The sequence below is a fragment of the Longibacter salinarum genome (assembly GCF_002554795.1).
GTDB classification, from domain to species: Bacteria; Bacteroidota; Rhodothermia; order Rhodothermales; family Salinibacteraceae; genus Longibacter; species Longibacter salinarum.
Window position 1 is genome coordinate 67,014 of sequence record NZ_PDEQ01000009.1, and the last position, 21,309, is coordinate 88,322.

The 21,309-nt window shown below is 55.3% G+C and carries 22 protein-coding genes; 12 read left to right on the plus strand and 10 right to left on the minus strand.

Features of this window, described 5'->3' with window-relative positions:
• Nucleotides 1-234 precede the first annotated feature (234 nt).
• The 4 genes from CRI94_RS15410 to CRI94_RS17540 form a co-directional block, all read right to left on the minus strand.
• Complete coding sequence (locus CRI94_RS15410; RefSeq protein WP_098077918.1) at nt 235-2,280, minus strand: tetratricopeptide repeat protein; 2,046 nt, start codon at nt 2,278-2,280, stop codon at nt 235-237.
• A 234-nt stretch (nt 2,281-2,514) separates the two neighbouring features.
• Nucleotides 2,515-2,760: a hypothetical protein gene (locus CRI94_RS15415; RefSeq protein ID WP_143815437.1), complete on the minus strand. Its 246-nt coding sequence runs from the start codon at nt 2,758-2,760 to the stop codon at nt 2,515-2,517.
• 315 nt (nt 2,761-3,075) lie between these two features.
• Nucleotides 3,076-4,221 carry a tyrosine-type recombinase/integrase gene (locus tag CRI94_RS15420; RefSeq protein ID WP_098077924.1) on the minus strand — a complete coding sequence of 382 codons (1,146 nt, stop codon included), beginning with the start codon at nt 4,219-4,221 and terminating at the stop codon, nt 3,076-3,078.
• A 598-nt stretch (nt 4,222-4,819) separates the two neighbouring features.
• Complete coding sequence (locus tag CRI94_RS17540) at nt 4,820-5,026, minus strand: hypothetical protein (protein WP_143815438.1); 207 nt, start codon at nt 5,024-5,026, stop codon at nt 4,820-4,822.
• Nucleotides 5,027-5,329: 303 nt separating this feature from the next.
• Between CRI94_RS17540 and CRI94_RS17545 the strand changes: the two genes are divergently transcribed.
• The 4 genes from CRI94_RS17545 to CRI94_RS15440 all read left to right on the plus strand — a co-directional run bounded on the left by CRI94_RS17545 (nt 5,330) and on the right by CRI94_RS15440 (nt 8,914).
• On the plus strand, nt 5,330-5,734 hold the full coding sequence (locus tag CRI94_RS17545) for a hypothetical protein (RefSeq protein ID WP_143815439.1): 405 nt from the start codon (nt 5,330-5,332) through the stop codon (nt 5,732-5,734).
• Nucleotides 5,735-5,804: 70 nt separating this feature from the next.
• Nucleotides 5,805-7,145, plus strand: a complete 1,341-nt coding sequence (locus CRI94_RS15430; RefSeq protein WP_143815440.1) for a hypothetical protein — start codon at nt 5,805-5,807, stop codon at nt 7,143-7,145.
• Between the two features lie 136 nt (nt 7,146-7,281).
• Nucleotides 7,282-7,812, plus strand: coding sequence for a hypothetical protein (locus tag CRI94_RS15435; RefSeq protein ID WP_098077930.1), 531 nt, complete (start codon nt 7,282-7,284; stop codon nt 7,810-7,812).
• 430 nt (nt 7,813-8,242) lie between these two features.
• Nucleotides 8,243-8,914 (plus strand): ribonuclease H-like domain-containing protein, encoded by a 672-nt coding sequence (locus CRI94_RS15440; protein WP_245846224.1) that lies wholly within the window; start codon nt 8,243-8,245, stop codon nt 8,912-8,914.
• Nucleotides 8,915-9,194: 280 nt separating this feature from the next.
• Here the strand turns inward: CRI94_RS15440 and CRI94_RS15445 are convergent, their stop codons facing one another.
• Together CRI94_RS15445 and CRI94_RS17765 are read right to left on the minus strand one after the other, a co-directional pair.
• Nucleotides 9,195-9,719, minus strand: coding sequence for a hypothetical protein (locus CRI94_RS15445; RefSeq protein WP_143815441.1), 525 nt, complete (start codon nt 9,717-9,719; stop codon nt 9,195-9,197).
• Nucleotides 9,720-9,838: 119 nt separating this feature from the next.
• Nucleotides 9,839-10,186, minus strand: coding sequence for a YbjQ family protein (locus tag CRI94_RS17765; RefSeq protein ID WP_179862347.1), 348 nt, complete (start codon nt 10,184-10,186; stop codon nt 9,839-9,841).
• A gap of 689 nt (nt 10,187-10,875) precedes the next feature.
• On the opposite strand from CRI94_RS17765, the gene CRI94_RS15455 reads away from it, so the two are divergent.
• Both CRI94_RS15455 and CRI94_RS15460 read left to right on the plus strand, forming a co-directional pair.
• Complete coding sequence (locus CRI94_RS15455) at nt 10,876-11,157, plus strand: helix-turn-helix domain-containing protein (RefSeq protein ID WP_179862348.1); 282 nt, start codon at nt 10,876-10,878, stop codon at nt 11,155-11,157.
• A 45-nt stretch (nt 11,158-11,202) separates the two neighbouring features.
• Nucleotides 11,203-11,535, plus strand: coding sequence for a helix-turn-helix domain-containing protein (locus CRI94_RS15460; RefSeq protein WP_098077943.1), 333 nt, complete (start codon nt 11,203-11,205; stop codon nt 11,533-11,535).
• Nucleotides 11,536-11,555: 20 nt separating this feature from the next.
• Here the strand turns inward: CRI94_RS15460 and CRI94_RS15465 are convergent, their stop codons facing one another.
• The 4 genes from CRI94_RS15465 to CRI94_RS15480 all read right to left on the minus strand — a co-directional run bounded on the left by CRI94_RS15465 (nt 11,556) and on the right by CRI94_RS15480 (nt 15,533).
• Nucleotides 11,556-12,584 carry a TolB family protein gene (locus tag CRI94_RS15465; RefSeq protein ID WP_179862349.1) on the minus strand — a complete coding sequence of 343 codons (1,029 nt, stop codon included), beginning with the start codon at nt 12,582-12,584 and terminating at the stop codon, nt 11,556-11,558.
• A gap of 111 nt (nt 12,585-12,695) precedes the next feature.
• Entirely contained in the window at nt 12,696-13,097 is a 402-nt protein-coding gene (locus CRI94_RS17550) for a hypothetical protein (protein ID WP_179862350.1), read from the minus strand.
• A 434-nt stretch (nt 13,098-13,531) separates the two neighbouring features.
• A complete protein-coding gene (locus tag CRI94_RS15475; RefSeq protein WP_098077953.1) occupies nt 13,532-14,488 on the minus strand; it encodes a tyrosine-type recombinase/integrase in 957 nt (318 codons plus the stop codon).
• Nucleotides 14,489-14,645: 157 nt separating this feature from the next.
• Nucleotides 14,646-15,533, minus strand: a complete 888-nt coding sequence (locus CRI94_RS15480) for a hypothetical protein (RefSeq protein ID WP_098077956.1) — start codon at nt 15,531-15,533, stop codon at nt 14,646-14,648.
• Between the two features lie 505 nt (nt 15,534-16,038).
• Here CRI94_RS15480 and CRI94_RS15485 point away from each other — a divergent pair.
• The 6 genes from CRI94_RS15485 to CRI94_RS15515 all read left to right on the plus strand — a co-directional run bounded on the left by CRI94_RS15485 (nt 16,039) and on the right by CRI94_RS15515 (nt 21,036).
• Nucleotides 16,039-16,275, plus strand: coding sequence for a hypothetical protein (locus CRI94_RS15485; RefSeq protein ID WP_098077959.1), 237 nt, complete (start codon nt 16,039-16,041; stop codon nt 16,273-16,275).
• 173 nt (nt 16,276-16,448) lie between these two features.
• On the plus strand, nt 16,449-17,237 hold the full coding sequence (locus CRI94_RS15490; RefSeq protein WP_143815443.1) for a hypothetical protein: 789 nt from the start codon (nt 16,449-16,451) through the stop codon (nt 17,235-17,237).
• Between the two features lie 174 nt (nt 17,238-17,411).
• Nucleotides 17,412-18,197: a DUF3825 domain-containing protein gene (locus CRI94_RS15495; RefSeq protein WP_098077965.1), complete on the plus strand. Its 786-nt coding sequence runs from the start codon at nt 17,412-17,414 to the stop codon at nt 18,195-18,197.
• A 159-nt stretch (nt 18,198-18,356) separates the two neighbouring features.
• Complete coding sequence (locus CRI94_RS15500) at nt 18,357-18,731, plus strand: hypothetical protein (protein ID WP_098077968.1); 375 nt, start codon at nt 18,357-18,359, stop codon at nt 18,729-18,731.
• Nucleotides 18,732-19,582: 851 nt separating this feature from the next.
• The gene (locus CRI94_RS15510) at nt 19,583-20,185 is read left to right on the plus strand and encodes a class I SAM-dependent methyltransferase (protein ID WP_098077974.1); all 603 of its coding nucleotides are present in this window, start codon (nt 19,583-19,585) and stop codon (nt 20,183-20,185) included.
• 173 nt (nt 20,186-20,358) lie between these two features.
• A complete protein-coding gene (locus tag CRI94_RS15515; protein ID WP_143815444.1) occupies nt 20,359-21,036 on the plus strand; it encodes a hypothetical protein in 678 nt (225 codons plus the stop codon).
• Nucleotides 21,037-21,309 lie beyond the last annotated feature (273 nt).

Consider the following 21,309-nt stretch of genomic DNA (forward strand, 5'->3'; position numbering starts at 1 on the left):
GGATTGGAGCGTTTAACAGGTGCTCATAACGGGGAAGCTGAGGTGCGGAGGGCGAGAAAACGCCAACCGGAGTGCTGACCGACAAAATAACAACGCCGAACGGAGTCGTTGCCACTTCCGACCAGCGAAGACGAACTCGCCTACGAGACCTCGATCGATGACGGCACGAGCCCTCCGTCAACTCTAGCGATGTGTTATGCCCGCCTTTCACAGTACACATCACAGTGGAGGAGACTATCCCTCATCAGGAAAAAGCCCCAATTCATCGTTGATTGCTTTCAATACGGAGGTGATCGTACTATTGTGGTGATCCTCCGGGTTACAGTAGGTAGTTGCCTCATTCAGCTTCTCCTTCAAGACAGACAATCGGCCTCCGATCCATCCATATTCAGCACTTGCCTCCCGTAGTGCAAGCAGCGCCATAAACAGGATAATCTCTGTGAGCCTCCCTGATGTCTCCTCGTTGGAGAGGTCACTGGTAAAGTAATGGGCAAATGGTCGGCTGGCGGCACTTACGGCTTCCTCGACTAGAGCGTAGATTTTTTGCTGCAGTGAGACGAGGACATCAAGGTTCTCTGTATTCTCGTCAACCGAAAATTCCATCCCGAGTCCGAAAGGAACGGCAAGAAAGGTTCTGAGGGCCTGAAGTACCCGTTCTTCTCTTGGTGCAGGATAGCCAAGGTGATAGAGAGCATGGTCTTCATTCCAGTATTTTGCTATCGGCACGCTTCGCCTGAACTGGGTATACTGAGGAAAAAACCAAAGGGCACGAGTGCATTGATCAATTGAAAATCCTGAGGCTCGGAAGGATACCTCTTCTATTCCGGCAAGCTTTAGACACTCATCTATCAGATCCCAAGCCCTCTCGACGTTTTCTTCCTCGTTCTCGAGACGTATCAGCCTAACGCGGGCGTCATAAAACCTTGGATCTCTTTCGAGGCGCCTCTCCCAGAACTGGCGAGCATCGCTTGTAATTTCCGCATTTGTTTCAGTGAGCTGTGCCAGCACCTCGGACTTCAGGTGTGTTAATCCTTCGTGTCCGGGTTGATGAGTTAGCCCTCTGTTAATCCATTCCAGAGAGTTTTGAAATCTCTCAGCCCGATAGTTTGATAGGCCAAGCCAATACCAAGTTAATGGATTATGCGTAATCCAGTCTGGATTATGATTTACACCCCGCTCAAGAAATGTCGCTGCTTGATCGGGTTTGTCAAAATCGATAAGAAGACTGATACCCTTGCTAACTAATGCCTCTGGCTTTGTTGGCTCCAATTCAAGTGCGCGGTTGAAGCACTCCATCTCCGCTTCGTGATCTCCGACCTGGTGGTACGCACTTCCTAAGTTTTTTAGGAGCGATGAACGCTCGGATTTCTCACGGGCCTCCTCATATGCCTCAACAGCTTCTTCGGCCTTGCCCAAGGCACTGAGAGCATTTCCTAGATTATAGAAGTCGGCCCAGGTCGGATCGGACTTTTCCTCGATAACCTTTCGGAACAGTTTGCAGCCCTCCTCAATAGCCTCCCTATTGTTTTCTGCGATTCCTTTTTCCGTAAGGGTACACGCTCGACTCAAACGGAGCATTTCCCTATCATGTCCTAGCCGGGAGGCCCGGTTGAGACTCGCGATTGCTTCATCATATCGGTGAAGTTGGTACTGAGCGACCGCGCGAAAGTACCAACCCTGACTAGATTCAGGATGCTGTCCAACAAATTGCTTCAACCGACTTGCTGCACGCTCCGGCTCCTCTGACTCTAGTAGCTCAAGTGCCGTTGAAAGCTCTTCTTCCAGATCTTCATCAGTTCCTATGTTGAAGAGAAGCTCCGGAGTGCGTCCCGACACCTCTACGGAAAGATACTTCTGAGCAAGATCAGGGTGTGCCTCTTCCAGTTGAAGGCGCAGCCATTCCCTGGAGAATACAACGAGGTCCCACCCATACTTCTCGCAAAGCTCGTCCGTCAACTGATCTCTGTCGATTCCACGGGCTTCCTGAGACGTTACGAAAACCAAAGTTTCGAACTCATAATCACGCTCATTCAGTCGTTCCGCGTCTTCCCGCAGTTTTGTCTTCCAATCGTTTCGGAGGCTAAATTGAAAAAAGCAGACGTTGCCATGTCGTCCTCTTCCCCGTCGCGGATATTCCTCCGCATCTCTACCTCCATCTTGGGGTTCAATCGGCTCTATCTCCCTGTAACCGTTTCTGTACAGTAGCTCGGTGGCTAGCCGTTCGAAGGACCGGGGATCAAGCTCATTGTCTATAGTCCAAAGTATCTTGTTAAATGACATGAGTAATATTTTCTGATAAACTGAGCCTCCACATGAAGACTCACTTATAGATAGACCTATATCAAATGCTTGGTATCGAAATCTACTCCCTGTGTGTCGATCGGAGGATTACGGAGACTTCCGTTATGCATAACGGAGGAACTCTGCCGCGACGGGCAGGAAAAGGTATAGCGCCAGCAGCCGAAACGCTACCGCCGGAAATTAGCCGCTGCCCGTCGTCGGCAGCAGTGCGGGTTATGCTGCTGAATGATTGGATTGCGTACCACCCCGGAGCATCTTCACGACAATGGCTACAGAGGAAATCACGACGGCCAAAATCAGCGGAAGTCCAAGGAGCACAGCCCACCAATACGGAAGGATCGTCACAAAGTAGACGAACGACTCGGGCAGTGCGCGAATGATCGACTGTATGCCCGTCACCTCGACTTCTCCGTTGGCGATCAGATCCCCCCAACCCAGTCCGTACAGAAGAATCAACAAGGCTGAGAGGCAAATACCAAAGGTTCTCGCGAAGAACTTCCAAAGGCTCCGCCATCGGCTCGCCTTCTCATCTGTTTCTCCGGCCATAACACACTTTCACGGTGGAGCAGCATAACATTATAATTATCCGGAAGGCTTCGGGATAGCAAAAACTATCCGGACTAAATCGGTCCTCAGCGACGCTGATGCGACATTAGCGCAATGAGTGCTATCCAGAAGGCTTATGGAATTACGCACACTATCTAGACAATGTCCAGAAGCGAGTTTTCCTCTGTGTCTCGACATAAATAGTGGCTGGCCGCATCCTCCTGCCCACTACTTGTCCCCAAACACCTCCTCCATCACGTTCTTCGACGCGCTCGGTATCAGATGAGCGTACTTCTGCGTGACCTCCGTCGAGCTGTGACCGAGGACTTTGCTTACCACAGCTATGGAGGCTTTACGCTGCACCATCCATGAAGCAAACGTGTGGCGTAAGGAGTGAAAGCGAAAGCGGTCAGAGAGCCCAGCCTCCCGGACGTAGTTTTTGAACTGCTTGGACATGTAGGTCGCATTGAGTTTGTCTCCCCGGTAGCCGTGGAAGACGTATGCGTCGCCTGTCCCTTCATGATTCGCCTCCAGACGCTCGAGAACGCGCTCTGCTCGGCCGACCACCGGAACGCTGCGCTCGTGGCCGCTCTTCGTTCTGAAGCCATCCTCAGCACCAGAGGCATCCACGTTTCGGACGGTGATGTATCCCGTCTCCAGATCCACGTCGTGCCAACGTAGGTGAACGATTTCGCCGGCACGGAGTCCGGTGTGCACGGCGATTTCTACCACGTCTTTCAGCCAGACGATCTGACCTTCCTGGACTTCCCCCTTCTCGCGCTTTGCCTCGTAGTCTCGCTGGATTTCCTCAAGAATGGCGTCGACCTGTGTCTCCGTCAGAAACTCCGGGACTCGCTTTCCGGGCCTCGGCTTGAGGACGTCGTTGATCGGGTTGTACTCGATGTGCCCCTCTTCTTCTGCCCAGTTGAAGAAGGTACGGAGGTGCCGGTAGCGATAGGCTCTCGTACTCTCCCGTACGTCGCCATCCTGCACGACGCTGTCTACCTGGTCGGCCGTGACGTGGCTCAGTTTTAACCCGACCGGGAGAACCAGGAGAAGCGTATTCATCGCCGACCGATACGCCTTGATCGTCGCGGGCCGGAGCCTCTGGCGCGTCTCCATGAACAGGCTGACCGCCTGCTCGACGGTCGGATTGTCCGTTCCTGTTGTGCGGTTTGGATTCCATGGATCAAGCTCACCCGAGGCCACCTCCTCCTCGAGCTTGCGTGCCTTCTTCTCTGCCACCCTCTTCCGCGTCGTACCCAGGGGAAAGGACTTCCGGGCCGGGTCCTTCTGCGGATTGTAGAAGTAGGCGAAGTACCGGTTGTCGATCTTCCGTATGGACTGTAAACGGGTCTGCGTGGCTACGCTCATGGTTAAATGCTTGAGAGGGCTATGAGTGTGGAGTCATGTGATTGAGCTACACCACACGCTAAGCTGATTTCGGCAATTAAAAAGAAAACCCCTTCCGTAGTCGTCGGAGGGGTTTTGTCTTGCAGAACGCCCATTGAAGCCACTCAGGGCGTCTCACATCGAAAGATGGTCCTACCGTCCCAGCGCCATCCCACTTGGGACGGTCCCCTAACTGTAACGGACCCGTCTCTTTTGGCAGAGGAAGGGGCGGATCAAATTGTTCGGAGAATATCCCCGAGGTTGTCTAACGAGCGAAGAACGCTCAACCCTTGCCCACATCGGGCCTTGCCGGTCATGGCAGCCAGAGCGCTGCATGCGTGTGCGCGGAGTCACGCTTTGATGTCCCGGTATCCGCTGACATACCCTCCCAATGAACGCCCCCTATGATGCACATGAACTACCTCACGCTTGTCCGCGCGCTACGCTCAGGAAATTCGACAAAATAGACCCCAACACGGGTGAAGTAAATCCCGGTACCGTATGGACTCGCTGTGGAACAAAAGGCTGTCCGGAATGCGGGCCCTGGCTGCGACGATGCCACTTTGCCCACAACATGCGCCTACTTCATGAACACGAGGCGCGGTTCGGGCTGACGCTTTCTATCCGTCCGGGGTACTTCGATGACACTTTTAACCATCGCCTGTGGCTGCCGCACCTTGCAGATGTCCATACATACCTTATCGACAAGTTCAGGCGCCTCTGCGCCCCATTTATCTTTTTCCGCTACCTCGAGTGGGACAGCGAGCAGGACACGGATGGCGAGCATGGGAGCAGGGACAAAACGATCCCACATTACCACTACGTCATGGCTGCCAAACCAAAGGAGCCTAGCAAAGGCTCCTTTCCGGAACTCGCCGAGAAGTATTTCGCGAGGAAGGGTGCCGGTTGCAGTGCCTGTTTGGACACGTTGACATCTTTAGAGTCACTCCAGAATTGGGTCGGTTACTGCGCGAAAACACTAACTCGCCCCTCCAGACGTACAAACCTGGCACCTCCCAAAACCAGATGGTACAGTGCGAGCCAAGGGTTTGGCTTCAACAGCACTGAACAGGTCGCTCTTCGCTCCGATGTGGCTCGCGAAAACGCCGGCGACGACGCTTTCTGTCTCGATAAACACCTCGACCGCGTGATCCATCGTCAACTCGCTAAGAAGGAAGGGGAAGCCATCCGACTTCCCGATGGGCGGGAAGGCATTCTTCTGAGAAGCGACCATGTTCAATCAGAAGTGTGCATCGACGGAAGTGTGGAGTGGTTCTCCAATCAGGAACTCGTTACAGAGGATCTCGACATTCCTCCCGTGATGCACTTTCATCCCCCAGAGCGGACGTCGGGGGACATCTTCAACCAGCGGCTCGATAGCGACCAGCCAGACGACGAAAAGCCAACTGCGTTTACTCCAGGTGCAAAAGCTCACAAGTCTCGCTTTATCCTTCGCAATGATAATAGAGAGATTGTCTACGAGCGGGAACTGTAATATAGAACAACTCCGGGGGAGGCGGTGCGTCCCAGCAGGAGCGACAACGCTCGGCGCGTACGAGCGCGACATGCGAATGGAGGAAGGCCGGATTGTATCCGTGCACCCCGACAAAGGGTGGTGCAAGGTGCAAACCGCCAGTGGCCGCCAGCTCCAGAAGGTGCGCCTGACCTCTCCCGGCATGTCCAACGCCGGGCGTGGGTTCCGCATCACGCCCCGATCGAATACGATGTGTGTGGTCCTGTACGACGCACGCTCGCCCTACGATCGGGCCTTCCTGGTTGGCACGACGCCCGACGAGGCTCCGGACGAATCGATGGGCGAGTGGGGTGCCCCGGGCGACCTAGAGTACACGATGGAGCACGGCGGCCACTGGCTCGGCACGCAGACGGGCCTGACCGATTTCATGGCCTCCCCGTGGGCACGCCTGACCCTGCTCCCATCCACGCAGACCGCGCGGCTTACAACCCGCAACCATGAGCGCCTCTACTCCCCATTCAGCCACGATCGGCTGATCCAAGACGACGAAGCGGAGGTCAGCTTTCGGGAGCTGATGGTGAACAGCCGTTTCCTCTACCGAGACGGCGATGCGGCGCCCAACATCATCTGGACGCTCGGGAATCAGACGGACTCGGACAAAGTGAGCCCGCTAAACCCGAAGTCGAAGCACCTTTCTTTTTTTGTTGTCGAGAACCGCGATCCGGACGACGGAAGCACGGTCACGCACCGCTTCCAAGAAGGGATCGGCGCCGCGGACGGCCGGATGCGCTACACCTTGATGCAGGACCTGGAGCAGTCGATCGGCTTCGAGGAAGTGGTGGGCTGGGATCAGGGCATCATCCACAGCTTCGCCATCGAGACGGAGGACGTCACCCACGAACGCCGCTGGGGCTTCTTCACCGAGGGCACGCTCGCGCACGAGGAGCACATCGAGATGGGCGAGGATGTCACCTTCGACCACAAGCTCGGCAACCGCGAAGGCGTCGTCTCAGAGACGCTCTGGAAACGCGCAGGCGTCACCGTCACCGAACGCATTGGCGATTTCGAGAAGACGGCCTACGAGCTGGATGTGGCGCAGGACGACGAGTCCAAGATGACGGCCCGCATCGAGCCCACCGGCCGGATCGAGATCACGAACCCGACCTGGACGATCGACATCGAGAAAGGCTCGAAGGCCACGATCACGAATGGCGACACGACCTTCCTGATCGACGGCGAGGACATCTTCGTCGGCGGCCCGGACGGCTCGGAAATGATGGCCTTGGGCGACACGCTGAAGAAGCTCCTTGACCGGACGCTTCCGACTTGTGGAGAAGTGGCCCTGCGAAAAACCGTCCCAGCTGGGATGAACGACCACGACGATTTTCCGAATCGCACAAATCCGACCGTCCCAGCTGGGATGGTTTACTGAACAACGAATGACGGGCACCGGGAAAACCCGCAAAAATCCGACGGAAGGGGGCACCATAGGCATGAACGGAGCCGTGCTGACCGAATCCTCAGCGCGGCTCCACCCTGTTCTCTGACATCTTGAAACCCCTTCCTCTATGCCATTCCCTAACTGGCTACCCCCATCCCTCTGGCTTCGTGCCCACCGCCTTCGCCAGACCTACAACCTATCCGGTGACTCGACCATCGAAGACGTCGTCCGGGCGATCGGTCGTATGTCCACACGCGACATGAAGTCCTGCCTGAAGATCTTCACCTCCTTGCCGTACAAGCAGAGGCAGAGGATCCTATCCGACGGACACCGTCACGTCGTCGGACGGGCGGTTGCGACGCGGCTGGCGCGGCTGTACCACGGACGCACCTGCACCGAAGAGCAGGCCGCAGCCTTCCTTGCGATGCTCACGGAGGGCATGTCTCTGCCCGGCACCGATCTGGATCTTCCCCAAGAGCTTCGGGACGCCGTCCCGGCCGTCCTCGTGTACAAGGGCCGCACCCCGTATATCGCCCTTCTGGATGGCGAAGGGTCGGTCCTCGACGTGCTTCCCTTCACACTGAAAGGCCTCCCTGAAAAGCACCATCGCCGCCTGGAGCGGCGCCTCCCCATCAACTTAGCATCCATGGGGCTGTAAGCACCGTTCCTACTAACACTACAGTTCCTGAAAACAGAAAAGGTGGCCCTGCGCAATGGCGGGGCCACCTTCTTGTTGTCGATCACAGAATACTCCAGTTGACGAGACCGGAGGAGAAGACTGTGCCTTCGTGTTTCTGCAATCAAGTTCAAAACACAACACAAGGGCTTACAAGCACACCAACCATTTGATCCCCCTTACCTGATTCCCGCATCCCCCCTGCCTCGTACCCCCGGAAGCATTCACCCGGGGAAGGAAGCCATTGACCGCTCCTTACAGCGGGAAGCGCCCGAGCCTCATCATCCATGGCCTAAAGAGACCGGGACAGCTTCCACACGCTGTACGATCATTCGAACGCGCATATGTTCATGATATGTGTAATACTGCGTGTGCCTTATCTTGCACCGCACGTACTCGTTCACCGGCCACAGTGACGGCTCCCGATATGGTTTGTGTAGCCTGGGATATCGAAACCTGCCCGCAGCCCCTCTCTGCCCTCACGGATACCCAGAAAGAACGCTACGAGACGGAGATGAGGCAGAGCGAGCGAAAGAAGCCCGACCTGGACCACGAGGACCGCTGCCGCCTGGTCCGGAGCACGCACCCGCTGCTGGGCTGGATCTGCTGCATCAGCGCCGTGAGCGGGACGCTGGACGGCCAGGTAAACGATCCCGTGAGCTGGACCGCGGCAACAGAAGACGACGAGGTGGACCTGTTCCTGGACTTCTGGAGCACCGTTGCCGGCTTCTCCCGCGGCGTCACGTGGGTGACGTTCAACGGCAAGCGTTTCGACGTCCCCTTCCTCCTAGCCCGCTCGGCCCGACGCGATGTATCACCCACGCGGCGCGACCTGACGGACACGTATCCCTACAACAACCGGCCGCACACGGACCTGTGCAACCTGTGGCCGGCCTCGTACAGCCTGGCTGATCTCTGCGAGCATCTTTACGTCGACAGCCCGAAAGACGGCTTTGACGGAAGCAAGGTAGCCGATGCGGTCGAGGAGGGCCGGATCGAACAGATGCAGGAGTACTGCGAACGGGACGTAGTGGCCACGCTTAAGTGCGCACAGGCGGCACGAGCGGTACTTAGGCTTGACTAACCTTCGATCACACGTAGGCATGACACCGTCTGACCGAGTGCCATTAAGTCCTTCCGTCACAGAAGCCGACCGGGAACGTAATGGCCCTAATTACGACAGCTGTGCCGATACACTACCTTAGGCTAATTAATGAACGGAACTGTACGGCCATCAAAGCTCAACACAGTTTACGCTTGGCGACACATGACGTGCATGTTACCTGGTCTCGTGGGTCGGGAATTTCCCGGACTGCTGCCATGAGCGCACCTAGTCGCCCCCACATCTTACGCTGACAATACACCTACTCTGTTATGTCGACCACCGCATCCATCTCTTTATCAACCGCCGAGCTAACATCAAGCACATAGCGTCCTATCTTCATGCGAACCGTTTCAGCATCAACGATCTTCTTTACTGTTTCCGGTTTGAGCATGATTGCATTTTGTTCTCCAACTCCCGGACCCCGCGTCTCTGTACCAGCTTGTACAACCTTTCCTTCATGTCTTTCACCGTCCACCAAAAAATAGGCTTTCTCCACATTTAGAAGTGCCCATGTACTTGATCTTGTCGAAAGGACAATCGACCTGGTGCCATCGTTGTGGAAGATAGATACTGAGGCATTACGTATGACAGGTTTTGCCTGCTCCTCTACGACAACATCAACGGGCTTCGTCTGAACGATCCGTTCCCCGGTAAACTCATCCGTTTTATTTTGTAGAAACTCTACCTCTGGTGGGTCTGGAGGAATTACCGATACCTGGGCCAGAGACGGCGTTTCAGCAATTAGAAGGATCAGAAAGAACATTATGGCGATACGAGGCGCCATGTAGATCGGTACGCGCATTTGAAAACGACGGTTATTAACGAAATAAAGTGTGCAAGACCGAGGCCCTGTTACACGTGGATTTCCCTACTCACGTATTAAGGTTGTAAAGCCTGTTCCCCTTACTCATTCGTTGTGGTATTCGCGTCGACTGAACGAAGCCGAACCGCGGTTCCCACGCCAACCATAAGAAGCATCGATCGACCACTGGAGATCTCGCTGTATTTGAAATCAATCGCGATGATCGCATTTGCGCCCAAATCGTGGGCTTCTGACTGCATTTCCTCTAAAACGGTCTCCTTCGCTTCGGAGAAGGCATTTTGGATCGTCTCACTTCGCCCACCTACGATATCGCGAGCAACAGTAAAAACATCTTTGAATAGGTTCAGACCGATGGCAACCTCTGCAGTCACTATTCCGAGCCGACGCTCAACTTGACGGTCAGGGAGCACGGCCTCGGTAGTAACCATAAGGGAGGGGGTACTGACAGTCTCAATGTTCCGGTGACTGTCTTGAAGCCGCTCCTCGCGACGAGATTGATGACGCTGTACTGCGTCCGGAACGACCGTCTCAAGAGGTCGGAACCGTCTCGTGGATCCGTCTGCCGGCCGACAGGGGGTTTTCCGACCGAGTTTTAACTGACCAAGGAGGTTGACGAGTTCATCAACGGTATAAGGGCCTTCGACAGAAGACCGAGGCTTAACTTCGTATTTCATAGACGTTGTTGATTAGCACAGGGACCCGACTATAAATACAGTGTTTTAAGTGAAAATGTCTAACGACTGAGGGAAGCGGTGCCGGACCAGCTCTGTAATAGACTTCCACTTCTCGGATCTCTATTGAGGCAAAGCGGGATCCTTTAGGGCGCAAAAGGAGGAAGAGGCTCGGTGGTTCGGCTTGAGGCCTCGCTCGATCAACTAAGCTGGGACGGCTCAGTGATTCGGCCTTAACGTCAGCAAACGGCGCTTACCTGACCGGAAAACACAAATTTGATCCGGTTCAAAAATCTGCTCCTGATTTCTTATCCATGGGGTAACTCAATCCCGAACGGTGGTGCCAGCTAAGCAGAACGGCATCACGGAGCTGTCGGCTTAATCAAGAAGCATCACGCTGACGCTCTTAGCTCAAGATCCTCTTGAGCATGAACCATCACGAACCCGTGGAGCCTCATACGCAGCGTGAGAGCACGCTGCCCGTACTGCCCGAAGCGATGGAATCTGCAATCGACAGGGCCGTAGAGGAGCGCATTCAGCACGTAGCGAGCCAGTCGCCCTTGCCGCCCCTGTGGACGGTAAAGGAGGTAGGCAAGTACCTGAACGTCTCCAAGCGAACCGTCGAGCACTTGATCGCCGATGGCGAGATTGCCCCGATCTGGATCCGTGGCCAGCGCCGCTTCGATCGCGAGACGATCAAGGCCTACGCACACGCCCAGGTCGGGTAGCCAACCCCTACCATCGCCAAATCCCTTCCATTCACTACCCTCACCATGACCCGCGTCACCAAAAGCGGCGGGCGGCATGATGCCGTCCGCCGTCCTCATTCATCAGCGTCCGATCAGGAAATCTCGAAAGACGCCTTCAGCAAGGTCGTTGACCAGAAGGTGCAGGAGACACTGCAGCGCTACCCGTTCCTCACCGACGATAGCCTGTGGACCGCCGAGCAGCTCGCCAACTTCCTCCAGGTTTCGATGCGCACGCTGTCGAAGCTCGTGGCATCCGGCGACCTGAAGCCCGTGCAGACACGCCCGCGGCGCCTCTTCAAGAAGAGCCAGATCGACGCTTTCCTTCGGGCCAGAGTAGATCCGTCGGGCCTTCGTTAAGGGGATGCGCGTGCTGCCCTCTACCTCAGCCTGGATCCGCAGGGAGCAATGTACGGTGTGATTTCGCCCTTCCTCCCCCTGTCGTTCGTGATTGGGTGGTAACTCTCGCGCTGCGTATTATACATCCATATGTCGTCGTAGCCGTCCGGGCCAACGGGCTTCAGTATGGCCAGGGCCGTGGAGGATCCACTGGCGCCGTGTTCGGCAGAAACAGACTGCACGTCGCTAATGTCACCGTCCAGGTTCGCCAGTTGCCTCCAGCTCTTGTTAGACAGGTGGGCACCATACACGGGAAACGTTGATGTGGACGTTCGGTCGCCAACGAGCAGTTGCGTCCCATCAGGCGTCCAACCATGCACTCCGACGGGGTTATCGGGGCTGGATTCCGTTTTCGACGTCGGTAGAGATATTTGTTCGCCGGTCTTCGTGTTGAACACCCGTGGTTCTCGAGACCGGGGATCCTGGTATGCAAGCTTCGTCCCATCGCACGACCAGAATAGCCGGTACGGAGGAAGTCTGGGCTCCGCGAGCGTTCGTACCGATCGTGAGGACTGGTTGAGCAGGATCACGGAGTACGATGTCTTCGCGACAATGGCCCCTTCGCGCTTGCGGTCAATCCGTACGACGGCAGCAAACGTCGACGTGTCCGTTGGCGACCAGGCAACCCGCTCAATCCAGGGATGGTCGCGCTCTATGTCAGGCCCCTCCGGACGCGCCCAGAAAAGGTCGAGGTATTCTACGGAGAGGTCTTGAAGATCCATGACGGCAATGCGACGATCCCCTTGCTGACTGCCATCGATACGGCTCGGCGAACCCTTCGTATCGATCAAATAGAGGAGGCGGCGCCCGTTCGGCGACCAGCTCAGTGAAAACTCGGGCACGCTGTTGTTCGTCAACCGCCAGACACGGTTCGAATCCGGTTCGAGGACGAAGATATCCTGTTCATCGGAACTGGACGTAGCACCTACGTCGGGGTCATTCTTGAATGCGATAGCTCCCTCGGGAATATCCGGAGGGGCGGACGTTTGCCCGCAGGCCTGAAGCGGCAAAACGAGGATTAAAAAGAGTAGACACCGCACGTAAATATGCATACGTTGATGGATTCGCCAGGATATCGAGCTTACAGTCGCTCTCAGGGAATGCTTTTACCGCATCACTTTTTAATTAAGGTGCTTTAGACTGTCAACTAGACTGTACGGTTTGGCTGGATGGATGTACAGTTGCCGCGCGGTGCCCGTCGAGTCGATACCTACCATGAAGTCCGTCCAAACGTGCGGCTCGTACAGGTAATTGCGATGGTAGGCAATTTCCCCGGTCACGTAGATCGGGTAGGGCAACACGTCCCGCTGGTCGTCCGACGGATAGAAGATGGGTCCGAACCTGACGGTGACCGCAGAGTCCCGCTTAGCGTAGTGTGTATAGTCGACGAGGCCGATCGAGCTTTTCTGGTCGAGGCATTTTAGCTGTTGTCGGTGGTCGGCCGCCACGTTCCGGGTCGAGTCGATGCTCTGCTCCAACCGACCCAAAACCTCCTCGCTCCGCTCATAGGCACGATCGATCACATCAGATGAGGGACCCACCAGACACCTCTTCAAGTCTTCAGCCGTGGTGTGAGCGCACAGTGCCGGCAAAAAACTGTGAGTGCTAAACGTGTACCGGGTTTTCTGGGAAACCGTACGCCGGGTGTCTTCCGTCGCCCCATGGTATTCGAGGAACACGTCGATCGTGTCGGAGCGCTCCAGGTAGCGATAGGTTTCCAGCAGGTAGCGCCACTCTGAGTCGTCGCACGCAGTTTCGTCGATTCGCGAAAGCTGACAGCCGATAAACGTAAAGCACACCCCAAGGCAGATACTTCCCCAAATAAATGCTTGTACACGGGTCATCGGCATACCGCCTTATGGAATCAAATAAATGACAACGGGCAGACCGGCCCACGGCGCCTCTTAAAAGAGTCATATCGACGCCTTTCTCGGAGCCCGCTAAACTTGCAGTAACGCTAGATTCGGATGCGCTCGATCTCCTCTTGCTGCACGTTCTGGCTCCGGCGATCATAGAGCTTCGTGGTCGTCGCAGACGCGTGCCCTGCGATATGCTGGGCGGTTTCAAGCTGCCCACCATTCTCAAGGTACGTCGTGATGCCGGTGCCACGAAACGTATGGCAGCAGACCTGGTCGGGATCGAACCCGGCGTCCAGGGCCCTGCGCTTCACCATCTGCAGGATGTTGTCAGACTGCAGTCGACGTCCGGTCAGTCGACCGGTGCGCCCCTTCAACGACTGAAAGAGAGGTGCATCGCGCTCTCCGTGTAAACCGGCGGCCGCAAGGTAGGCGTCCAGATACTCGCCGGCCTTGTGATGGACGGGGATGTCCCGCCGCTTTCCTCCTTTCTCCTGCAAGTGAAGCATCCAGCGATGACCGGCCTGGAAGTAGTGCCCGACGTCCAGACGGGCCACCGCAGACACGCGGGCGAACGTGTAGACCATCACCCCGATGATGGCCCGATCGCGCAGCTGCCCTACGTCTGAGGCGTCCTCCACGACCGAGTCGATCAGCTCCCGCGTCTCGCCCGCCGTAAGCACCGGCGTCTTCCCCGACTCCACCACCAGCTTCGGAGGGCGCACGGGAGCAGCCGGGTTGTCTTTGATGACCTGCCCGGTCACCAGCCAGTCGAAGAGGCGGCTGATCGCCGACAGGTGCTGCTTGACGGTTGCCGCAGAGCGATCGTCCTCCTCGACGTACGCCGCGACGTGGACGGGCTCGATGGCCTTGAGCGTGAGGCCCCGAGCGGATGCCCAATCAAAGAATTGGCGCACGGCCCGGCCGTAGGCCTTCCTCGTGTTCTTGTTGCGGATCTCCGCGGTAAAGAACTCGATCACCCGACGACCGGCCTGCTCACTGGCATCTGCAAGCACAGGAGGCAACGTCGAGCGGAGCTGTGGCACGAGGTCGGACATAGCGGCGTTTTTTAACTTGGGAGGAAGACATTTCCCAGCAGGGGCCCGACCTGTATTCTTACGCACAACCACATCGGCCTGATGAGGTGGCAAACCGATTTAGGCACGCAGCGCAATATTTCGATCGATCAACCTGCTCACGCGATAAATTCTCAGTCTAAAAGTTAAAGCCCAAGCCGAGAAAGCCTGCAGGAGCAACAGTGTCCGGTTTAAACACGATTCGCCCAACGTCTACTTCGTTCTCACCAGTTAAACGTGCGTTCAAGGCCAATCGGGCATCGACATGAAGATATCGGTTGAGACTCAATAGATGGCCCACTCCCACCGACACGAAGAGGGACTCCCATTCTCCCCTAGCAGTAGTACTCTCATATCCGACACTGTTTATGGCGTATTCAAAGCCAGTGGTGGCGTAAAAGCCCTCCAACTGGCCAGTAGGAAAATAATTACCCGTCAGCCGATACGCTAAATCAATCTCACCGTCTTGAAAGCCATCTCGCAAAAAGACATTGGGAATCTGCAAACTGTATATTTCCGCGACAGCCCGAAACCGGCTATGGCCTACCCATAATTCGCCTCCGTAGCCTCCGAGGGCAACAGGCAAACTGTTTGCAGCAACGCCCCCCGAAATCATCCGTGAAGTAAATGCACTGGCCCGCCGTTCTTTGTTTCGTTCATATATGATTGCATACCCTCTGAGAATCGGTACTCTCCCGCCTGGAAGCGACTGATAACCCCCAATCAGAGCATTATAGATGAAGCCCGGTTCTTGATGCTCACTTCGTTCCTGAGTGGGAATGATGGCGTCAGCTCCCATGGCGCGGGCACGCTCTCTCATGCTCTTCAGTAGGTCGGGGAGCGATTGTCCGACCGAACCGCGGGACTCCAGCATACTAATCACTTCGTACGGCTCTTGTGGCGGCTCGCTCAGTATTTCCACCGATTCGGACGGAGCGTACCGTTTTGATTCGTCGATGCGAACAGCGTCTGTCGTGGTACATGCTGGCAACAAAAGGACAACGACGAGAAGAAGCTTAGCATGCATAATCCCGTGGGCGGTATTGCGACATACGTGGACTCGACAGAGCCGAAGCCACGTACCACTAATGCCCAAACACCTGAAAGGCCACGCGTCGCCCAGCTCTATCTCAGAGTATGTATCAAGGTATCACTGTCCTTAATACAAATGACCGAGTCACCCTACCACCTACGGCATGACAGAATTGAGTCTTAGGTACGCTTAGGTCGCTGGTGTTGGCATCGGATAACTGATTTTATCCGCCACGACTGGTGGGCCCATTCATCAGCGCATGACTCCGAAACCGGCCTCTAACTTAAGGTGATCCATGACATCGCAGTATTGCGGAATCTCTTGTCAGTGTCCCAGATGTGCTTTGTTCTTATTGACTTCGACGGAATCGTTCGGCATATTACATGAAGAGGATTCACCATTCTATGCGAACTCGTTCTGAAGTAGATATCTCATACAGAGCACAGCCGTGAGCAAGCACTGCTGTTCGAGCTACCTTTAATTACACCTTCTTGCTGCGATGGACATCTCGATTAATGAGCAAGATGCTAAAGATCTATTAGAGGACGACTTTCCCCACATAGTCCGAGTGACTGAAGAATCAGATTCAGAGGGTGGCGGGAAAGTCAAGGTGTCTGTGGAAATACGCAATCAGAATATCCGCCTCGATGTACGGAAGTGGGATGGTGCTGGCAAGCTGACATCGGCCAACAGCAAAAACATCTCGTTTGGGGAGTTGATCGATGAACTCGGGTAGTGTTTTTTCGGGACCCAACAACTCAGCATAACAACGCCATGCACCCGGAACGTGGGCTGATGCGCGTAGGCTGTTGGTACGCTACCTTGAAAGACAATCACTTCGACTGATCGCTGGCGTGCCCTCGGCCGGTGATGGCCAAGCCGTTATATAGACTCCCGCGACTTAAACTGATGAGACTGACTGATCTGCCGAAGGATGAGATACTTGACCCATCGTGGGTTGCTGACTACCAGACTAAATATGACGCCCTCTGGCAGCAGGTGACCTTTTTGGTTAATCGCATGTACATCAACGGCAAGGTTTCAGAGTTTCCTATAGACCTGTTCTGCCCACCCCATCGTTCAACATTTCTAAGAGAGGTATTCTTCACCTTCTACCAAGCCGCGCTGATGTGCATTTGGCGCATCGCTGTTGACACCGGAAGGGATTTTCTGACAATCAGAGGTCTGAAAAATCAGATCGCAGCGAACATCAGGAAGGATGGACCTCACGACCACAGCGAACTCAAAGAGGCGTTCCTAGACCTAGTGCGCGCCTCAGACTTCGAGCAAGTTGTTGGAGCCGCCGAGGAGAGCGTCAGGGATCTTCGTCACTCTTACCTGGCTCACCTTAGAACAGCGCGTGTCGATGGAACAGATCCGAGGACATCGGCTCCTCTTCCCGTTGCGCGTCTTGAGAAGCTGACAGAAGCCATCACGCGCCAGATGACCGTCTTGGGATTTGGGCTAGAGCGCCCGTACCTGTTGCCAGAGTACAACGACAGAATCCGCCAGCCGGTCGGAAGACGTGGCGAACCTGACATAGATCGGCTGCTCACCCACGTAGTAGCAGACAGCGAGATCATCTATTGGCCCGAAAAAAGTCCTCAGGGTTGGAAATTCAGACGCCCCGGACTTTCAGAGGAAGAGCTTAGCTGGTTTAACCACTATAGAGAGAAATTGGGGTTGCCACGAGCATAGCCAGGTCCGCATAACCCGGTGCTGCACAGGACGATGGGGCAGTAACGTCTCTTACGGTCGCTCGCAGTTAGGTCGGTCCTCCGATAACATTACACCTCGCCACTCGCCTGTCCATTGCCGGTGATCACCATGCGCTATACTGTGTCTTAATCACTTAATAATACTTTAAACAAGATGAGTAACACATGGCCTAACGACATTCATCAACTCATTTTTATTCCGAACGTTGAAGGGGCTTTCAATGATCTAGCGGAATTGGCAGAGGATGAGGTTTGGCACTACGTCAATGAAGAGCGACAGGAGGATTCGGAAAAGTCTATGCCTGTGTTGTACAACTATGTTAAGTACACTTACAGAAGGCTTGCTGAGGAAGACAAAGTTGTTGTCGCAGATAATGGTGGCTCGATTGTATTCAACACAGGCTTAGTTACTGAAAGCCAAGAGCCTATCTTTTGCTACTCAGACCAGAACCGCATGCAGGACGTTGATGTGCCTTGGCACTTCCAAGGGTGGATAAGAAAAGGCGACTGGAAGCTGAACGGCTTCTCTACGCTTCCGCCAATGGCGCACTATTATGACGATCCGGCTTCTCTAGTGCTTGATACTCGGAAGGAAATCAGAGTCAACGTTGAGCACATCATTCGTGATAATAGAGATCGATTTCCTGAGCCTTACGACTCGATGAGCACTTTTCAGCTTCAGACGTTTCTGAAAGGGACAATAGATAACGCAATTGAAAGGGCGAAGCGGAACTACAAGGCAGCCGTTCCCCAGTACCACCAGGGTAGAATTCAGATCTTGCTGCCTCTCTGCTTGTCAAACCCTAACGCTGCAGACCTAGCTCTGGTAGTTGAAGACAAAGGTGCTTTCTATCGTGCATCGACTTGCCTTCCTCTGGATTGGGCCTACAACAACGCACGTCAACTGGCACGGCCAGATAGAGACTGGCTCAAGCCGTGAGAAGGTGTAAGTTAAAACCATATAACAAGGCGCTGTACCAGACGGTGTCGGTATGCGCTTTGAAATATATTAGTGTCGCATGTGCTCACGTCGAGTCGTGGTGTTGCCCCCGCCGGTGAGCGCTACTCGTTATAGTGCCCTTCACAGAAAGCCCCCAGCATGACAACAAATCACAACTATTGGCTCGTCGGCGCGAACTGGAGTGGAGATGACAAATCCGACGCTTTTTACCGTCGGGGCTATTGGGAAGTTGGGTATAGCGACGAACAAAAACCGGCGTTTGCAGCCAAAAGAGACCAAATGAAGGCCGGTGACCGAGTCGCCGTGAAGGCGATGCGGGGACGTGGCGCCTCAACAATCACGATCAAAGCTCTGGGTGTCGTGAAGGAGGTTCACGACGGCAAGGTTTACATCGATTGGCTTCTTACGGACCTTAATCGTGAAGTTGAAAGCAAGGGCTGCTTCCAGACAATTCATGGTCCCTATGGTACGAAGCGAGAGCCAGAATGGGTGAAGGAAGTATTCCACATCTAAGCAACAATATAAAATAGCTCTACACCTGACGGCATCCGGATACGCTTTGAACTGACCGCCATGTCTGGCTTGCTCACCACAAGGCCCCTTACTCACTCCAAGACCACTGACTCAGTGATCTGTTTGGACATCACGTCTCTGCCACAGCACCTGAATGCGTAAAATAGGCGTAAGCCTTTGATTTAGATGAAGAAACATCGTCTCTTCATCGGCTTACGCGACGGATTTGGGGGGGGTAAGTGGTCATACTCATAATCGATCGGTCGTGGGTTCAAGTCCCGCCGGGCCCACTTATATTTGCGCTACGTGCCTTGTTTACAAAACGTAGAACAAACGAGGCAAAACATAGGCACAACAAAAGCCTCTGCTGGCTCGCAAGAGCTCGTCAGAGGCTTTGCCTATTTGGTGGTTTGTATTGCATGTTCACGTTTCAAGCGAGGCTCAAAATGTCGCTCGCACTAACCGCGGTTACGTTGCGTTCTTTCCTAAGGCCCTCGACCGGTACCTTCCCAAGGCCTACCTGGACGGCGTCTAGAATCTCGTGTTCAGCTGCCCTCAGTGTAATAGCGGGCTGGGAAGACAGGTGACCGGAAAATCCGACCGGATCCCCGAAACCCGGTATCTCGATCGCCTCGCTGGGCGCAACGATTTCCTCATCGAGAGCCACCACCCGCTTCGCGAGACGCTGAAGCGACAAACCGGAACCACACCCCGGAAGCGACAAACGTTTCTGCAAGACATCTTACGGACGGCGACCGACTATCAGCCGCACACGTGCCCCCCGAGGAATTTGGAGACGGGTTCGATCATACGTAGACCGCGTTGCCTCACATCTCATTCGAGCATTGAAGATGGGCGACTCACAAGACACGACGATTCGTTGGTATGACGCCCGGGCAGACACCTATGCGGAGGCGACTCGCTCGGTCGACATGAGCCCGGTTCAGGACCGGTTTCTGACATATGTACGCGGCGACGGACACATCTTAGACGTCGGTTGCGGCTCCGGGCGGGACGCCCGAGCGTTCATCGAGCAGGGATATACCGTGACCGCCATGGACGCCTCCGAGAAGATGGCCCGCATCGCAGCGGAGTGGATCGGCCAACCCGTCCGGCACGAACGTATCGAGACGTTTGAGCCGGACCAGCCGTTCGATGGCATTTGGGCCTCGGCGTCGCTTTTACATCTCCCCGAGCACATTCTCCCGGACATGCTAAAACGAGTTGCAGGGTGGATGGCGGAGGAGGGAGTGTTCTACATGTCGTTTAAACAGGGCGAGGGGGAGCGCATGGCCAGCGGCCGACGATTCACGGATATGACCCAACCTAAGCTGCAGACGCTTCTTAAAGACCATACACCTCTTACGATTCGCGAGATCTGGACCTCCGGAGACGCGGGCGGACGAAGCATTCGGTGGGTCAGTGCAATCGCTCAGCGCGCCCACCCTGAGTAGAACCGTCATGCTCATAGTCGCACGTGTTATACACTCAATAACACGAACTCGTCGGCCAGGTCTCGGTGTAAATATTTGCACGCACTTTAGAGAGTGATTCATTACTTTACAGTGTAGTAGGCAGCGGAATCGCTGCCTTTAGTAGCCAACTCTCTTCCTGTACGTGCATCTGTATGGCTGTTTTGCCACTGAACACCCCTCTTCGAAACTCCCTTATTGTATCTGTTTTGGGCGCGGCCCTTTTCCTTCTAGCCGGGTGCCAGCCGAAATTCGTCGCCTACCATTCCACCGCGTCGATTCCGTATAGTGCGTCCTCGACGGCGACGGGCATGGAGCTCGTGATTGGGCCGGAGGAGAACGCAAGCAAGCGAGATTTTATCGTCTTAAAGGCTCGAGATCGGCAACTCGCTAATCAAGGGGAAGCGCCAGTGGAGTACGTGCTCCTCGCCCCGAAGTCGAGTGGAAGCATGTCCGGCTACGCGATTGAATCTGCCAACCTGCGTCGTTCTGTCCCGCTCCCAGGAGAGACAGTTGAGACTCTCATCGATGGACTCGCCGAGGCGCTGTCTCAGTGGGACCAGTCGGTTCAGGACGGGGAGGCCGTCTTCTACGAGTTCACGCATGCGCCGGAGCAAGACATCGAGCGCGTGAGCGAGAATGTCGTGGAGTGGACCTCGTCCCTTCGCTTCATCGCGTCGCATACGCCGGATGGCCCAACCGCCCGGATGCTCCTCGGCAATTCCCCAAACAAAGAGCTTCAGTACCTGGTCAGCTTTGAAGAGCGCGCCGCAGTAAAAGACTTTCGCGACACGCTGATCGAAGCGCAGTCTGTGAACGTGGCCTCGAAGTAGCCAGGCAGCCTTAGTGTTCGACCAGAAGCCAGGGCGGCCACGACCGCTCTGGCTTTTTCCTTTACCGCACCCAATAGCGCTCCTGTAGGCTTCCCCGAAATTCGCCCGGTCGGAAATAGAATATTCTTATCCTCGATCACGTAGCTGGGCAACGCCTGAGGCCTCTTCGACGACGGAATCAATCAGCCCTCCTCTCTCACTTGCGGTGAGCCACCGGCGTCTTCTCCGACTCGACCACCAGCTTTGGAGGGCGGACGAGCGCAGCCGGATTGT